Source organism: Haloarcula sebkhae (assembly GCF_014647415.1).
In the GTDB taxonomy this organism is placed as follows: Archaea; Halobacteriota; Halobacteria; order Halobacteriales; family Haloarculaceae; genus Haloarcula; species Haloarcula sebkhae.
Genome location: NZ_BMPD01000004.1, coordinates 187,554 through 201,778 on the forward strand (window position 1 = coordinate 187,554; position 14,225 = coordinate 201,778).

13 protein-coding genes are annotated in these 14,225 nt (G+C 61.2%); 4 read left to right on the forward strand and 9 right to left on the reverse strand.

Translation table 11 applies throughout. The features are described from left to right. Window positions 1–241: 241 nt before the first annotated feature. The 3 genes from IEY38_RS13245 to dgoD all read right to left on the reverse strand — a co-directional run bounded on the left by IEY38_RS13245 (window position 242) and on the right by dgoD (window position 3,951). On the reverse strand, window positions 242–1,270 hold the full coding sequence (locus IEY38_RS13245) for an LLM class flavin-dependent oxidoreductase (RefSeq protein ID WP_188978492.1): 1,029 nt from the start codon (window positions 1,268–1,270) through the stop codon (window positions 242–244). A gap of 430 nt (window positions 1,271–1,700) precedes the next feature. After that, window positions 1,701–2,732 carry an NAD(P)-dependent alcohol dehydrogenase gene (locus tag IEY38_RS13250; RefSeq protein ID WP_188978495.1) on the reverse strand — a complete coding sequence of 344 codons (1,032 nt, stop codon included), beginning with the start codon at window positions 2,730–2,732 and terminating at the stop codon, window positions 1,701–1,703. Between the two features lie 67 nt (window positions 2,733–2,799). Continuing rightward, window positions 2,800–3,951 carry a galactonate dehydratase gene (gene dgoD / locus IEY38_RS13255; protein WP_170098651.1) on the reverse strand — a complete coding sequence of 384 codons (1,152 nt, stop codon included), beginning with the start codon at window positions 3,949–3,951 and terminating at the stop codon, window positions 2,800–2,802. 119 nt (window positions 3,952–4,070) lie between these two features. On the opposite strand from dgoD, the gene IEY38_RS13260 reads away from it, so the two are divergent. Next, window positions 4,071–4,844, forward strand: a complete 774-nt coding sequence (locus tag IEY38_RS13260; protein ID WP_188978497.1) for an SDR family NAD(P)-dependent oxidoreductase — start codon at window positions 4,071–4,073, stop codon at window positions 4,842–4,844. Window positions 4,845–4,848: 4 nt separating this feature from the next. Here the strand turns inward: IEY38_RS13260 and IEY38_RS13265 are convergent, their stop codons facing one another. The 6 genes from IEY38_RS13265 to IEY38_RS13290 all read right to left on the reverse strand — a co-directional run bounded on the left by IEY38_RS13265 (window position 4,849) and on the right by IEY38_RS13290 (window position 11,591). Further along, on the reverse strand, window positions 4,849–6,324 hold the full coding sequence (locus tag IEY38_RS13265) for a rhamnulokinase (RefSeq protein WP_188978499.1): 1,476 nt from the start codon (window positions 6,322–6,324) through the stop codon (window positions 4,849–4,851). A gap of 25 nt (window positions 6,325–6,349) precedes the next feature. Continuing rightward, window positions 6,350–7,003 carry a class II aldolase/adducin family protein gene (locus IEY38_RS13270; protein ID WP_188978501.1) on the reverse strand — a complete coding sequence of 218 codons (654 nt, stop codon included), beginning with the start codon at window positions 7,001–7,003 and terminating at the stop codon, window positions 6,350–6,352. A gap of 58 nt (window positions 7,004–7,061) precedes the next feature. Further along, window positions 7,062–8,222: an ABC transporter ATP-binding protein gene (locus IEY38_RS13275; protein WP_188978503.1), complete on the reverse strand. Its 1,161-nt coding sequence runs from the start codon at window positions 8,220–8,222 to the stop codon at window positions 7,062–7,064. A gap of 91 nt (window positions 8,223–8,313) precedes the next feature. Next, window positions 8,314–9,192, reverse strand: a complete 879-nt coding sequence (locus IEY38_RS13280; protein ID WP_188978505.1) for a carbohydrate ABC transporter permease — start codon at window positions 9,190–9,192, stop codon at window positions 8,314–8,316. After that, window positions 9,192–10,124 carry a carbohydrate ABC transporter permease gene (locus tag IEY38_RS13285; protein ID WP_188978507.1) on the reverse strand — a complete coding sequence of 311 codons (933 nt, stop codon included), beginning with the start codon at window positions 10,122–10,124 and terminating at the stop codon, window positions 9,192–9,194. The genes IEY38_RS13280 and IEY38_RS13285 overlap by 1 nt, the downstream gene beginning before the upstream one ends. Window positions 10,125–10,160: 36 nt before the next feature. After that, window positions 10,161–11,591 (reverse strand): ABC transporter substrate-binding protein, encoded by a 1,431-nt coding sequence (locus IEY38_RS13290; protein WP_188978509.1) that lies wholly within the window; start codon window positions 11,589–11,591, stop codon window positions 10,161–10,163. 342 nt (window positions 11,592–11,933) lie between these two features. Between IEY38_RS13290 and IEY38_RS13295 the strand changes: the two genes are divergently transcribed. The 3 genes from IEY38_RS13295 to IEY38_RS13305 all read left to right on the forward strand — a co-directional run bounded on the left by IEY38_RS13295 (window position 11,934) and on the right by IEY38_RS13305 (window position 14,168). Continuing rightward, window positions 11,934–12,968 carry a galactitol-1-phosphate 5-dehydrogenase gene (locus IEY38_RS13295; protein ID WP_188978511.1) on the forward strand — a complete coding sequence of 345 codons (1,035 nt, stop codon included), beginning with the start codon at window positions 11,934–11,936 and terminating at the stop codon, window positions 12,966–12,968. After that, on the forward strand, window positions 12,965–13,219 hold the full coding sequence (locus tag IEY38_RS13300) for a hypothetical protein (RefSeq protein ID WP_188978513.1): 255 nt from the start codon (window positions 12,965–12,967) through the stop codon (window positions 13,217–13,219). Before IEY38_RS13295 ends, IEY38_RS13300 begins: the two co-directional genes overlap by 4 nt. Before the next feature lie 181 nt (window positions 13,220–13,400). After that, complete coding sequence (locus tag IEY38_RS13305) at window positions 13,401–14,168, forward strand: IclR family transcriptional regulator (protein WP_188978515.1); 768 nt, start codon at window positions 13,401–13,403, stop codon at window positions 14,166–14,168. The last annotated feature ends 57 nt before the right edge of the window (window positions 14,169–14,225 follow it).

Here is a 14,225-nt window from a genome sequence, read left to right on the forward strand (position 1 = left end):
TTTCGAAAACCGTCGCTATTGTATATTTGAAGCTATATAACTGATATACCAATGCAAACGGCTCGTTCGAAAGGCACTATCTGCGTAAATCTCTCTAAATGGGGATAATATGCCTCTGTATATGCTGGGCAAATGATTGAAAATCAAGTAGTATACTTCGAGTCGGGTGTTTTATTGGCAGAACGCGGCCCCGGAGACTGCAAAACAGCGATCTGTTCTCGTCCTTCTCCTGTAGAAGGGGCTAGCGCGGTGTGAGGCCAACACCGTCTGCGAGCAACTCGTGGGAGCGGAGCGCGTCAGCGTGGTCGCCGACGACGTGCTGGATCATCACCTCGTCGACTCCGACGCGATCAGACAACTGTTCGAGAAGGGCATCGAGTGTCTCCGGACTGCCGGAGATGGCTCGTGGCCACTCACCGGTATCCAGTGTGGCAGGTGTCGGTTCGGGCACGGCCCCAAGCTCGTCGATTGCTTCCTCGACAGATGGAGTCGTACCGATGACTCCTCGTTCCATCCGCTTGAACGACGCTTCGGCCACTGCACGGAGCCGCGCCGCTTCCTCGTCGGTCTCGGCACAGACCGCGTTCACCGCGACCATTCCCTGTGGCTCGTCGACGCCGCCGGCCAACTGCGAGGATTCGAAGTGGTTCCGGTACTCCTCAAACGAACGGGTGGCCAACTCCGGTCGAATGAACGCAGCGAAACAGTAGCGCAGGCCGAGTTCGCCGGCCAGCGCGGCGCTCGACGGACTCGACCCAAGAACCCACGGAACGGGCGTCTCAGAATCTGAATGGGGAATTTCGATATCACTGTACGCGTGTCCATCCGGGTAGCCGTCGTAGAGGTGCGAAACGACGGCTTCGATTTTTTCGGCGTGGTCTTCGTCGGGGTTCCGGACACGGCGGTCCGTCCCGAGTGCGCGGTCGACGGCCGGTGAGCCGTTGGCTCGTCCAAGCCCTGCGTCGATACGTCCCGGAGCGAGCGCGTCGAGAGCGCCGAACAGCTCTGCGACTTTGAATGGACTGTAGTGATTGAGCAGGACTGCCCCCGATCCGAGTCGGATCGAGTCGGTTTCGGCGGCGAGGTTGCCAAGCAGTACCTCGGGTGTTGTCCCGGCGAGCTTATCCCCCATCCCGTGGTGTTCCGCCACCCAGAACCGGGAATAGCCGAGGCGTTCGGCCTGCTGGGCTGCGTCGACGGTATTCGCATACGCGTCAGTCGCAGTTCCGTCATTCGGGACTGGAGAGAGATCGACGATTGAGAGGTCCATATCCGCCCACAACGGTTGCGAGGTTTAACCGTTCGGCTACTCACAGTGCGTGGGTATCTCACTCGGGCACACCACTCTGATGGAACGTCTCCCCCGGGCATAACTGATATCTAGGAAACCAACTGTTCTGCGAAAGCCTATCTCAAACAGAATACCTTACTTCGCTCTACTGGCTATCTCTGAGCAGTGTGAAAGTCGGAGAGTTATCTCTCGGATACCTTCCGAACCCCCTCAGAATCCCAAATAGTGGGGGCTCAAGCGCTATCTGGCTGTCCATTCAGATAATGTACCACCTCATTGACTATTTCAGAGTCGCGTCGCGGAGTCGTGCGTACAACGGACCTACTGAAATTCTTTCTAATGCTCAGTAATATCTGTATAGCTATTATATCACGCTTCTTTCGGGACAACTTTGTCAATTTAGTCCCAGTTACGAATTAAGTGATATCATGCCCTTGACCACAGTTGGCTCCATGGCTCGGCGGAACGCGTCGTTGATGTCTTCAAGTTCGGACTCGAAGTCGATTATGCCCTCGACGTCGACTTCGCCGTCGGCCAACAGGTCGACAGCCGCGTCGTAGGTGTTCTTGTATCGGAAGGAGCCGTGGACGTCGACCTCGTTGTCGATGAGTTCCAGCACGTCGATTGGGACCTCCGCTTCGCTGGCCAGACCCACCAGAACGACTGTGCCGCCCCGACGGACCACGTCGATTGTCGACTTGATCGACGGCTCCGCACCGGAGGCTTCGACGACCACATCAGCACCGACGCCGTCCGTGTACTCGGCGACCGCCGCATCGAGATCCGTTTCGGTAACGTCGACTGTCAGGTCCGCTCCCCGCTTTTCGGCGAACTCTAGTTTTTCCTCGACAACGTCTGTCAGTATTACGTCCGTCGCCCCTGCGGCGCGCGCGGCCTCAAGCACCATCAGCCCGATAGGTCCCGCTCCGGTTATCAGCACTGTATCTCCGGTTCCGACGCTACCGCGGCGGCAAGCGTGGATTCCGACCGAAAGCGGTTCACACAGTGCCCCTTCAGCCGTAGAGACGGACTCCGGGAGCGTGTAGGCGAAGTCGGCCGGCCACGAGACGTACTCCGTGAACGCGCCGTCGTGTGGCGGCGTCGCCATGAACCGAACTGATTCACAGAGGTGATAGTCGCCGCGCTTGCAGTGGGCACAGCGACGGCACGGAACGCCGGGTTCGAGCGCGACGCGGTCCCCCGGTTCGTGATCAGTAACGTTCTCGCCGACTTCGACGACCTCACCGGCGCTCTCGTGTCCGAGGACGAGCGGGTCTTCCACGACGTAGTCCCCGATACGACCATGTTCGTAGTAGTGGACGTCGGAGCCACAGATACCCACGTCTCGCACGGCAACAAGTACGTCGTCGGGGCCGGGCGACGGTCTGGGACGGTCCTCCAGCTCGAACTCAGTCGGCTCTACCAGTACAGCAGTTCGCATACCTGATGGCACGGAACAGAGCCATAAAAATACACAGGGTGGGTTGCCCCATTCGTACCGTGTCCAGTTACCACTCCGCGACGCTCCCGTCCTCGTGGTGCCAGACCGGGTTGTACCAATTGACCTCCGTCTGTGCCAGTTCACGGATGAGAGCCTCGTCGATCTCGATACCGAGTCCGGGGCCGGTCGGCCGTTTGACGTAGCCGTCTTCGAACTGGAACGTCTCCGGGTCCTCTAGAACCTTGAGTCGCTGGCTCGTCGCTGGGTCGTGTAGACCGAGGTCCTGTTCGTGCAACACGACGTTCTGGGCGCAAAACCCGACCTGCAGGCTCGCTGCGAACGCGACAGGGCCGAGCGGGCAGTGCGGAACGACGGCCACGTCGAACGCTTCCGCCATCGATGCGACTTTGCGCATCTCGCTGATGCCACCGACGTGGGTCACGTCGGGTTGGAGTATCGACACCCCGTCGTCGACGAGGAGGCGCTTGCAGTCATAGCGGGAATAGAACCGTTCGCCAGTCGCTATCGGGACAGTCGTCCGCTCGGCGATACTGGCAAACGAGTCGTCGTGTTCGGGGAGCAGTGGCTGGTCGATGAACATCAGATCGAACTGTTCGAGTCGCTCGACGAGATCCGCGGCCATCGGTTTCGAGACGCGGCCGTGGAAGTCGACGCCGACGAGGGCGTCGTCACCGACGGCGTCACGGATTGCGGCCACCCGTTCAACCGCATGATCGACCGCGTTCGGCGTCTCGATCGGCCGAAATTCCCGGGCGAAATTGAACTTGAACGCTCTGTAGCCGCGTTCCCGGTCCTCTCTTGCGGCGACAGCCACGTCCTCGGGGTCGTCGCCACCGAGCCACTGGTACACGAGTAGCTTATCGCGGACGTGTCCGCCGAGTAGTTCGTGCACCGGGGCACCGTAGTGTCGCCCCTTGATGTCCCAGAGCGCGTGGTCGATACCCGCAAGCGCGCTCATGAGTATCGGCCCGCCGCGGAAGTAGCCGCTCTGATAGAGCTTCCGCCAGTGATACTCGGTTCGGAGCGGGTCGGCCCCGAGGAGATACGCCTCGATCAGCTCGGTCACAGCGGCACGGACCGTCTCCAACCGACCCTGAACGATGGGTTCACCCCAGCCGACGATCCCCTCGTCAGTCTCCAGTTTTAGAAGCAACCACCGCGGCGGCACGGCGAACAGTTCGAAGTCGGTGATTTGCATAGCTATGTTATCTGCGAGGGAGTACTTGTAATGACTGGCTGCCGATATCGGCCGCCGAAAGGTGTGGCAGAGATAGCCGTACATTTATGCTGGAGGCTACCGGAGCACCAAGCGTACGCATGAGTGTACTTGACAGTTTCTCTCTCGACGGAGAGACAGCTATCGTCACCGGTGCGGCGCAGGGTCTGGGCAAACAGATGGCGACCGGTCTCACCGAAATGGGGGCCGACGTCGCTATCGCGGACGTGAACGTCGAGAAAGCGGAGCGGACGGCCTCGGAACTTGACGGCGAGACGAACGTCATCGCGACGGAAGTCGACGTGACGGACGAAGCATCGGTCGAAGCGATGGTCGAGGACGTGACCGACCGCTTGGGGCCGATTGACGTCCTGGTCAATAATGCCGGCATCGTCGAGAACTCCGCGGCGGAGGAGACGAGCGTCGAGTCCTGGCGGCGGGTCGTGTCGGTCAACCTCGACGGCGTCTTCCTCTGTGCCAAACACGTCGGCCAGCAGATGCTTGACCGAGGCGAGGGGCGCATCGTCAACATCTCCTCGATGTCTGGCTTCGACGTGAACGTCCCGCAGAAACAGGCCAGCTACAACACGACGAAAGCCGGCGTCAGGATGCTGACCCAGTCGCTGGCGGTCGAGTGGGGCGATCAGGGCGTCCGCGTCAACGCTATTGCGCCCGGGTACATGCGGACCGAACTCGTCGACGAGGTGCTCGAAGAGAACCCGGAGATGGAGGAGACGTGGCTGGAGAACACGCCGATGGGCCGTCTCGGTCGACCAGAGGAGCTGAAAGAACTCGTCGTCTACCTCGCATCGGACGCCTCGTCGTACATGACGGGGTCGACCGTCGTGATGGACGGCGGCTACACCTCGCGGTGAGGTGTCAGGCTTCGGACGACGTGTCGTCGGTCAGTGCAGCCAACCGGTCTTTGGCGTCGGCCCACTCGCCACCAGCCTGTGGCTCGTAGGTCTTCGTCTCGAACGCCGACTCGACCAACTGCCGCCCGGTTTCGATATCCGGCACTGTCCCGGCCGCGACAGCCTGTGTGAGGACGTTGCCGACAGCTGTCGCCTCGACTGGGCCAGTCGACACTGGGCGGTCGGTGGCGTCAGCCAGCAACTGACAGAACAGCTCGTTTCTGACACCGCCGCCGCCGAGAACGATACGTGACGGTGGGTCCTCGACGACTGCCGCGAGCGCGTCGAGTTCCAGCGCCGTCTTCGTCGCCAGACTGTCGAGGAGGCAGCGGACGATACCGCCCTGCTCCGTCGGAACGGGCTGGTCCGTTCGGCGACAGTAGGCCCGAATCTGGTCGGGCATCGGCTCGTCGATGCCGAAGGTGTCGGCGTCCGTATCGACGAGTGCGGTCCGCGCCGGGGCCTTTTCGGCTGCCGACAGTAACGTATCGTAATCGGCCGGCTCGTCCGCATCGCGCCACGCTTTGCGGCATTCTTCGAGCAGAAAGAACCCGTTGATGTTCTTCAGGAGCCGAACGGTCCCGTCGACGCCGAGTTCGTTCGAGACGGCGTGCTCGAAGGCGGCGTCTGTCCGTACTGGTTCGTCTCGCTCGACGCCGAGGATGAACCACGACCCCGTGTTGAGAAACGCGGCGTCCTCGGCCAGCGGAAGGCCGGCGACGGCCGCCGCCGTGTCGTGGCTCGCCGGCATCACGATCTCCGGTGTCGAAGACAGTCCCGATACGACGGTGTCGTCGACGGTACCGAGGCGCTGACCGGGTTCGGACAGGTCCGGGAGCAGGGCCGTCGGAACCAACAGCTCGTCGAGCAGGTCGGTGGCCCACGTCCGCGCCTCGGGATCAACCATCTGCGTGGTCGAGGCAATCGTCACGTCGCCCGCCGGCTGTCCCCCTATCCGTGCAGAAAGGAGCTGTGGCATCATGAGCAAGCCGTCGCTTTCTTCGAGAAGTTCGGGCTCGCGTTCGGCGATAGTGTGGAGTTGCCACAGCGTGTTCGGTGTGTTCCAGTTCGTGATGCCGGTCGCGTCGAACAGCCGCAGCTTCCCGACAGCCTCGAACACCTGCTCGCGCGTGGCCGTCGACTCGGGGTCGCGGTAGGAGATCGGGTCCCGGAGTAGTTCGCCGTCGGCCAGAAGCCCGAAGTCAAGTCCCCACGTGTCGATACCGACCGTATCGAGGCTGTCGGCGTGGTCGTCGGCAGCCCGGAGACCGTCATTCATGTGGTCGACAAGCGCGTCGACGTCCCAGACGTAGCGGCCGTTCCGTTCGACGGGTCGGTTATCGAACCGGTGGACCTCCCGCACAGCGAAGGACGACTGCGTCACCTCGCCAAGGAACACTGTCCCGCCGCTCGCGCCGATGTCGATAGCGACGTGATTCATGGGTCAGTCTGATCAGGCACGGGGGTCACTGCCCGTAGCTGTCGAGTTTGTCAGCCAATCGGTCGATCTCTTCGTCCGGGAGGATCTCCGGTTCACCGATGGCCCGGGCCTGGTGGTGGATGCGGGCGCAGTACTCGACCATCAGCGCGACCGTGTAGGCGTCGTCCAGCGTTTCGTCGGCCGTCAGGACGCCGTGGTTGCGCAACAGCGTGGCGTTGAACGACTCGCCCAGCGCGTCGACGGCGGCCTCGCCGAGTTTCTCGGTCGCGTGCGTTTCGTATTCGGCGACGGGCACCTCTGTTCCGGTGAACGAGAGGAGGTAGTGCGATGCCGGTATCGCCTCCCCAAGCGAGGCGAACGTCGTCGCGTACGGCGAGTGGGTGTGGACGACGCCGCCGACCGCCGGTCGCTCGCGGTAGACGGCCAGATGCATCGGAAGCTCCGTCGACGGCTCGATGTCGCCCTCGACGACAGTGCCGTCCGTCTGTACGACCGGGATGTCTTCGGGTTCGATCTCCTCGTAGGGGATTCCCGACGGGCTGATCGCGATGTGGTTCTCGTCGAGTCGGGCACTGAGGTTTCCGCCAGTCCCGGTGGTCAGATCGTCTTCGAGCAGGCTCCGGCCGTACTCGCAGATAGCGGTACGCGTCTCGTAGTGTGAACTGTTTTGTTCTGTCATATATCGTGTGTCGACAACCGGTCGGTTGCAGCGAGTGAGGCGACGACGGGTATCGCCGTCACTCGGCGGGTTTTATTTGCTCTTCGAGCGCCATCTCCGCGTCGTCACCGAGCTGGCGCTGGTGGATCGTCTCGCCGCTGGCGGCGTCGAACAGGTGTACGTCCCGATCCGGAATCTCGACGTAGACGTGTTGCCCCTCGCTGATTGGGCGCTGGCCGTCCGTCTCGACGATGAACGTCTGGTCGTGGCTCTGTGACCGCGCCTGCAGGTAAACGTAGGAGATGCTCCCCATCGGTTCGACGACGTCGACGACGGCCTCGAACTCGTGGCCCGAGTTCGCCCGGTCGTGAAGCGTCATATCCTCTGGCCGGATACCGAGGACGAGTTCGTTTCGACTGCCAACAGCGGACTGCATCCGCTCGGTCAGGTCGAAGTCGAAGCCGTCCGCGCGGAGCGTTCCGCCTTCGACCTTGCCCTCGAAGAAGTTCATCGACGGCGAACCGAGGAAGCCAGCGACGAACTGGTTGGCCGGCCGGTAGAAACATTCCAGGGGTGTCCCGACCTGCTGGAGTTCCCCGTAGTTGAGGACGACGAGTCGGTCGCCCATCGTCATCGCCTCTGTCTGGTCGTGGGTAACGTACAGCGTCGTCACATCGAGGTCGTTCTGGAGCCGGTTGATCTCGGTACGCATCTCCGCCCGAAGTTTGGCGTCCAGATTCGACAGTGGCTCGTCCATCAAGAAGACGTTCGGGTCACGGACGATAGCACGACCGAGCGCGACACGCTGTTGTTGTCCCCCGGAGAGTTCGCCGGGCTTGTCGTCCAACAGCATGTCAATGTCCATCATCTCGGCGGCGGACGTGACGGCTTCTTCAATCTCGTCGGCAGACATGTCCGTCGACATCTTCAGTCCGAAGGACATGTTCTCCTCGACGGTCATGTTGGGATACAGCGCGTAGTTCTGGAACACCATCGCGATGTCCCGGGCGCGCGGGCCGAGTTGATTGACGAGGTCGTCGCCGATGTGAATGTCGCCTTCCGTTTGCGTTTCCAGCCCTGCGACAATACGCATGAGCGTGGACTTCCCGCTCCCGGACGGACCGACGAAGACGATGAACTCGCCATCGCGGATGTCCAGTGAGACGTCGTCGACCGCAACGATTGACTCATCTCCCTCACCGAATCGCTTCGTAACGTCGTCGATTGTGATCTTTGCCATTATTTTCCCTCCGATGTGCGGCTAAGTGAAGCTACCGCCGCCGCAGGGGCGTCGTTTGCGAGCGATACCTGTCGAGGTGTGGACGGCGTGGTCATTCTTTGATCACCACGCCGAAGCTGAGCCCGGCCGCGAGGTACTTGTTGACCGCGATGAGGAAAATGACGACCGGAACGATCATTGCCGTCGAGGCGGCCGCGAGCATTCCCCATTCGATCGAGCGCGAGCCGATGAACGAGTAGACGAACAGCGTCACCGGCACGGCCTCGAAGCTCGTCAGCACGAGTCCGAACAGTAGCTCTATCCACGCGAAAATGAAGCTGATGATGGCGACCGAGAAGATACCGGGCTTGGCCGCCGGCAGGACGACCTTCCTGAAGCCCTGGAACTGGGTCGCGCCGTCGACGCGGGCGGCCTCCTCCAGCGTCTCGGGGATGCCGTCGAAGAACGCCTTCATCACCCAGACGACGAGCGAGAGGTTGATGCTGACGTACATCAGCACCATCCCGACGCGGGTGTCGAACAGATTGAGCTCTCGGAAGATGATGAAAAACGGGAGCACGACGGCAATGGGTGGGAGCATCCGTGAAGAGAGTATCCACACGAGCACATCCCGCTCCATCGGGATGTCATACCGCGAGAGCACGTAGGCGGCGGGAACGCCGATCAACAGCACGAGGACAACCGACGCCGACACCATGACGAGGCTGTTGGCGAACGCCGCGACGAACCCCGAGTCCTGAATCAGCTGGATGTAATTGTACACCGTCGGCAGGAATATCCAGTCCGGCGGCAACGAGTTCGCCGTTCCGGGCGGTTTCAGCGACATCGACGCGAGCCAGTACAGCGGGAACAGCACGATGAACGACCAGGTCAGGAGAATAGTGTGTCGAACCACCGTGACGAGCTTCTCCCGCGTGTCCTTGTCGAGTCGCTGTGACGCGGTCGCGGAGTCGCTATCCGTCGTCGCCATCAGTCCCACACCCCCTCGAAGCCGACCTTCGCAATGATGACGTTACACAGTGCAACGACGACGACGAGGTAGACGATGGCGATCGCTGCGGCCACGGTGATCTGGTTGTTGATGAACATCTGTTCGTAGATGTTGATGCTCACGAGCTGGGTCGCCGTCCCGGGACCGCCGCCCGTGAGCCCGTACACCACGCCGAACGTCCGGAACAGGTCGATCAACCGGATGAGCGTCGCGACGAACACGACCGGTTTCATGTAGGGGATGATGACGTGGACGTAGCGCCGCCACATCGGCGCACCGTCGACGCGCGACGCTTCGATGAGCGTCTTCGGCACCGACGAGAGGCCGGCGTAGAAGATAATGAACATGAACGGCGTCCAGTTCCACGCGTCCAGCAGGATCACCGTCAGCAGCGGGACATCAGAGAGGAAACTCGGCGCTGCGAACGGCGTGCCGGTGTTTATGACGTACGGAATGATGCCGATTTCGCTGTTCAGCATGATCCGGCCGATGGTCGCGAGCGAGACGGGGGCGACGGCCATCGGAATGATGAACAACACCCGGTAGAACGACTTCGCCCGGTCGGAGCCGACGCCGGCGACGAGCGCGGCCAGAACGAACCCGAGGACCGTTTCGAGGAGCAGTGCGCTGACGACGACAGTAATCGTGATGACGAACGAGTGGATCGCGCCGCCGCGGGTGAACGCCGTCTCGAAGTTGCGCAGCCCCACGAAATCAGCTGCGAATACATCGAGTGTCGGCTCCGCGATCAGGCTGAGATACAGGTCGTAGGCACCGGGGAAGAAGGTTATCATCACCATCACCGCCACCATCGGTGCCATGAACCAGTACGGGAGGTAGTCGTTCCACAGGTCCCGCAGCCTGGCGAAGGTCGATTGAGGTGTCGTTTCCGTTTGCGTTGGTGTACTCATTTGTGGGATGTGTTGTGGCGCAGGTGTGGCTTAGATTTAATTGCTGTAGATGTCTTCTGCGATGGACGCCGCCTGGGTCATCGCCTCCTCGGCGGACTTCTGGCCGGCGATGGCGCGCTGCAGTTCCTCGGAGTACCGCTGGCCCCATTCGGGGTACTTCCGGTCGAACGGGTCCGGCGCTGCTTCCTGCAGGGATTCGAGCGTGACCTGTGCGAAGTTCTCGCCGACGCGAGAGCGGAACTCGTCGTTCTCCCAGACGGACTGCCGGACGGAGAAGGCGGCGTCGCCCTCGACGTGCATCCAGATGTTGGTCGGCTGCGAGGACGCCCACACCATGAACAGGAACGCCTGCTCGGAGTTCTGTGCGTTCTTCGACGTGGAGATCTGCCAGTTGAACGCGTTGGGCGAGAACTGGCCGTCGGCCGGGCTGGGAACCTTCGCGATTCCGATGTTGTCCGCGACCGAGGAATCAGAGCCGGTGAGTCCGGGCCAGAACAGGTTCGCGTCGGAGACGATGTGGCCGGCGCGGCCCTCCTGCATCGTCGAGAGCACGTCCGACCAGGTCTGGGTCGAGGCCCCTTCGGGACCGTAGTCCTGCAGCAGGCTGACGTACCACTCCGCGGCGTCGATGACGCCGTCGGAATCGAGCCCGGAGTCGGTCGGGAACTCGGTCCAGAGCGAGGTGCCGAACTCGCGTAGGAACGTGTTCAGGATGTAGATGTTCATCCCGTACCCCTTGTCGCCACGGCCGACGGTGCCGACGACGTCCGACTCGTTCTCGTGGATGGTCTTGGCGTTCTGGCGGAACTGTTCGAGCGTCTCTGCGACCTCCAGATCGTGCTTGTCGTAGAGGTCTTTGCGGTAGAACTGCGTCTGAACTTCGACGGTAATCGGCATCCCGGTCCACGTGTCGCTGTAGCCGCCACCGTGGGCCTGCCAGCGCGACGCCTCGAAGAGGTCGTCGGGCTCGTACCAGCCTTCGTCGAAGAGACTGTCGTCGTCAAAGAACGGGTCGAGCGGCTGTATCCAGCCCTCTTCACGGAACTGGTTGACGACCTGATCCATGTAGAAGACGTCGAACTGCCCGGCGCCGGTACTGACGTCTGTCTGGCGCTTGGTCCGGAACTGCTGTTCGGGCAGGACGTTCCAGACGACGTCGATTCCGGTCAGTTCCTCGAAGACCGGGACTGCGGGCTTGATGGCCGAAACCCAGGGGTGCTGGACGGCTCCGATGTTGATCGAAGACCCCTCGAACTGTCGCCAGTCGATATCGGCGTCCTCGTACTCGCTGAGCGGAATCGCGAGTTCACCGTCGCTGCCGCTGGTGCTGGTTCCGCCATCGTTGCCACCTGAGCCGCCACCGCCGCCTCCATCTGAGCCATCGCCGCCTCGTGTGCAGCCAGCGAGGCCGCCGAGTAGTCCGACACCTGTCGCTTTCAGGAACTTCCGCCTGTTGGAGTTGGTCATGCCAGTTTGCCTCGTCACTATCGAAATACCGATGCATAATAAAGGTAATCATCTGTAAGGTAGAATACCCATCTCACTGGGCGAGAACAGACGGCATACAGTACGGAAGCCCCTATCCATGGACTCATCTGTCTCCGGAGTACGGGTAACCGTGGCAAGATTTTAATACGCAGTCCGAAAACATCGAGAGTACGGATCGTAGCCGAGTTCGCTGTGTGTCCAGCTCAGTTGGACTAGTGACAACGGGCTACGGCCCAGACCACCCATGACCCGACCCACACCAACTCACGACCGAGGTACTGCTGCAGTGACGACCACGAGCCGACCGTTGGAGGACGACTGATGCGCGCCAGCACGTTGACTGATGTCGGCGAAATTACTGTCGAAGAGCGTGACCGACCGGACCCTGCGGATGACGAGGTTCTCGTACAGGTGGGTGCCTGTAGCGTCTGCATGACCGACTATCACATGTATCACGGCACCTTCGCAGCTGAGACACCGCTGGTCCTTGGCCACGAGGGTGCCGGGACCGTCGCGGAAGTCGGTGCTGACGTCGATCGCTTCGCGGTCGGTGACCGCGTCGCAATCAACCCCACCGTCCCCTGTAACGCCTGTTCGTACTGCAAGAGGGGGGAGACGCACCTCTGTGAGAACAACACGAGCATCGGTGGTGCCGGTGACACCATTCTCGACGGTGCCTTCGCCGACTACGTCCGCGTCCCGGCCATCAACGTCGAAGATATCGGTGATATGTCCTTCGAGCGGGCCGCGCTCGCCGAGCCGCTCGCCTGCTGTGTTCACGGCGTCGAACAGACTGACATCAAACCGGGGGACAGTGTCGGTATTATCGGCGCTGGCCCGATCGGCTTGCTACTCTTGCAAGCGTTCCGCAACGCGGGCGCTGTCCCAATCGTGGTTTCCGAACTCGATGACGAACGGCGAGAGCTGGCCGCCGACCTCGGCGCAGATGCCGTCATCGACCCCAACGAAGAAGATCCCGAGGAAGCGATCCCGGCGGCGGCCGGTGGACCGGTCGACGTCGGCGCTGAGGCCATCGGGCTCGTCCCGACAATCAAGCAGGCCAACGCTGTGACCGCGCCCGGCGGCTCGACACTCATCTTCGGTGTCCCGGATCAGGAAGCGACGATGGAAGTCAGTCCGTTCGATGTCTTCTTCGACGAGGTCGACTACCGCGGTTCGTTCTCCCTGACGACCGAGGACTTCGAGCGAGCGATAACACTGCTCAGACACGAACGCATCGACGCAGAGACGCTCATCACCGAACGTATCGGGCTCGACGACCTCCCGACAGCGTTTGAACGGATGGGCAACGCTGAGGGACTGAAGAAAGTAGTCGTTCCAGGGGACTCCGAGTGAGCGAGTGCGACCTCCTCGATACTGCGTCCGGAAACGTGGTCGTCGTGGCGCTTGACCACGATCTCGGAATGGGCGCAATCGACGGGTTCGAAGACCTTCTGGCCCGCGGTCTCGTGATGGGACGTAGCGTCTGGCAGACTGCGGACCCAGCCGCTGTCGTGTCCCCGCTCCGCCGAACCGTCCACGACTCTGATGCACCTGAAGTGCCTGGCCGCCCTGAAGCGAATGTTTTCTACGCGTTGGTGAGTTAGCTGCGAGCTGGATACATCTGTTCTGTAGAACAGAACGAATAAATTTCGGCATTTAGACATCGTAGCAATCCCACTCAGGGTAATAGATAATGTAGAATAACACATGTTACTAGCTCACAAGGCCACGACTGTTCTGCTCTAGTGAACAGACTTTTTACAGCGCGAGTTGAAATGATACCCAATGACTGACGAACCACAGTATGCGGTCGAAGCAACCCAAACGTCCGTTGCTATCCTCGAAGCGCTTGTCGACGCGACGGGACCCATCGGCGTGACAGATATTGCCAATACCGTTGGGGTATCCAAAAGCGTCGCTCACAACCATCTCTCGACGTTGCGTGCGGCTGGATATGTGGTCAAGCGTGCAGAGAAGTATGAGGCATCGCTCCGCCCGCTGGCCCTCGGTGAACGAACGCGTGACGGGCTCAGTTTCTATCAGGCAGCGGAGCAGCAACTGGACAACCTCGCGACGGCGACAGGGGAGACAACGACGCTATTTGTCCTTGAAGAAACGTCCGGTGTCCCGGTGTCGATCTCCGAACCTGAGGACGGCTGGTCAGTCCCGTTTCACGCGGGCGAACGGTTGCCACTCCACGTCAACGCCATGGGAAAGGCATTGCTGGCGTCGCTTCCGAGTGACCGCGTCGAATCGATTCTCGATGAAACGGAGCTTATTGCGCCGACCGACGCCACCATCGTAGATCAGGACGAACTCGCCGAGGAACTGCGCCGAATCCGCGACGACGGCATAGCGTTCTGCAGAGGAGAACAGTACGAAGGGATCATCGGTGTTGCCGCCCCGCTCCCTGATGTCAGTGGCAATCGAGTCGCTGCGCTGGGGATCGCTGGCCCTGTTGAACGCCTGAACGGCCGATACCTCAGGGAAGATATCACCGGGCAAGTCCTCAGCACGACAAAATCTATTCAGGTGGCCCTTACATCGAATTAAGAGATTCTGGAATAACAGACGTACCACTGTTATTCTATCTGTGGCTGCCATCGAAGT

Coding starts and splice junctions, on each gene's coding strand:
- IEY38_RS13245 (WP_188978492.1), bottom strand. CDS start 1,270: ATGGACCTCTCAATCGTCGATCTCTCTCCAGTCCCGAATGACGGAACT.
- IEY38_RS13250 (WP_188978495.1), bottom strand. CDS start 2,732: ATGCGAACTGCTGTACTGGTAGAGCCGACTGAGTTCGAGCTGGAGGAC.
- dgoD (WP_170098651.1), bottom strand. CDS start 3,951: ATGCAAATCACCGACTTCGAACTGTTCGCCGTGCCGCCGCGGTGGTTG.
- IEY38_RS13260 (WP_188978497.1), top strand. CDS start 4,071: ATGAGTGTACTTGACAGTTTCTCTCTCGACGGAGAGACAGCTATCGTC.
- IEY38_RS13265 (WP_188978499.1), bottom strand. CDS start 6,324: ATGAATCACGTCGCTATCGACATCGGCGCGAGCGGCGGGACAGTGTTC.
- IEY38_RS13270 (WP_188978501.1), bottom strand. CDS start 7,003: ATGACAGAACAAAACAGTTCACACTACGAGACGCGTACCGCTATCTGC.
- IEY38_RS13275 (WP_188978503.1), bottom strand. CDS start 8,222: ATGGCAAAGATCACAATCGACGACGTTACGAAGCGATTCGGTGAGGGA.
- IEY38_RS13280 (WP_188978505.1), bottom strand. CDS start 9,192: ATGGCGACGACGGATAGCGACTCCGCGACCGCGTCACAGCGACTCGAC.
- IEY38_RS13285 (WP_188978507.1), bottom strand. CDS start 10,124: ATGAGTACACCAACGCAAACGGAAACGACACCTCAATCGACCTTCGCC.
- IEY38_RS13290 (WP_188978509.1), bottom strand. CDS start 11,591: ATGACCAACTCCAACAGGCGGAAGTTCCTGAAAGCGACAGGTGTCGGA.
- IEY38_RS13295 (WP_188978511.1), top strand. CDS start 11,934: ATGCGCGCCAGCACGTTGACTGATGTCGGCGAAATTACTGTCGAAGAG.
- IEY38_RS13305 (WP_188978515.1), top strand. CDS start 13,401: ATGACTGACGAACCACAGTATGCGGTCGAAGCAACCCAAACGTCCGTT.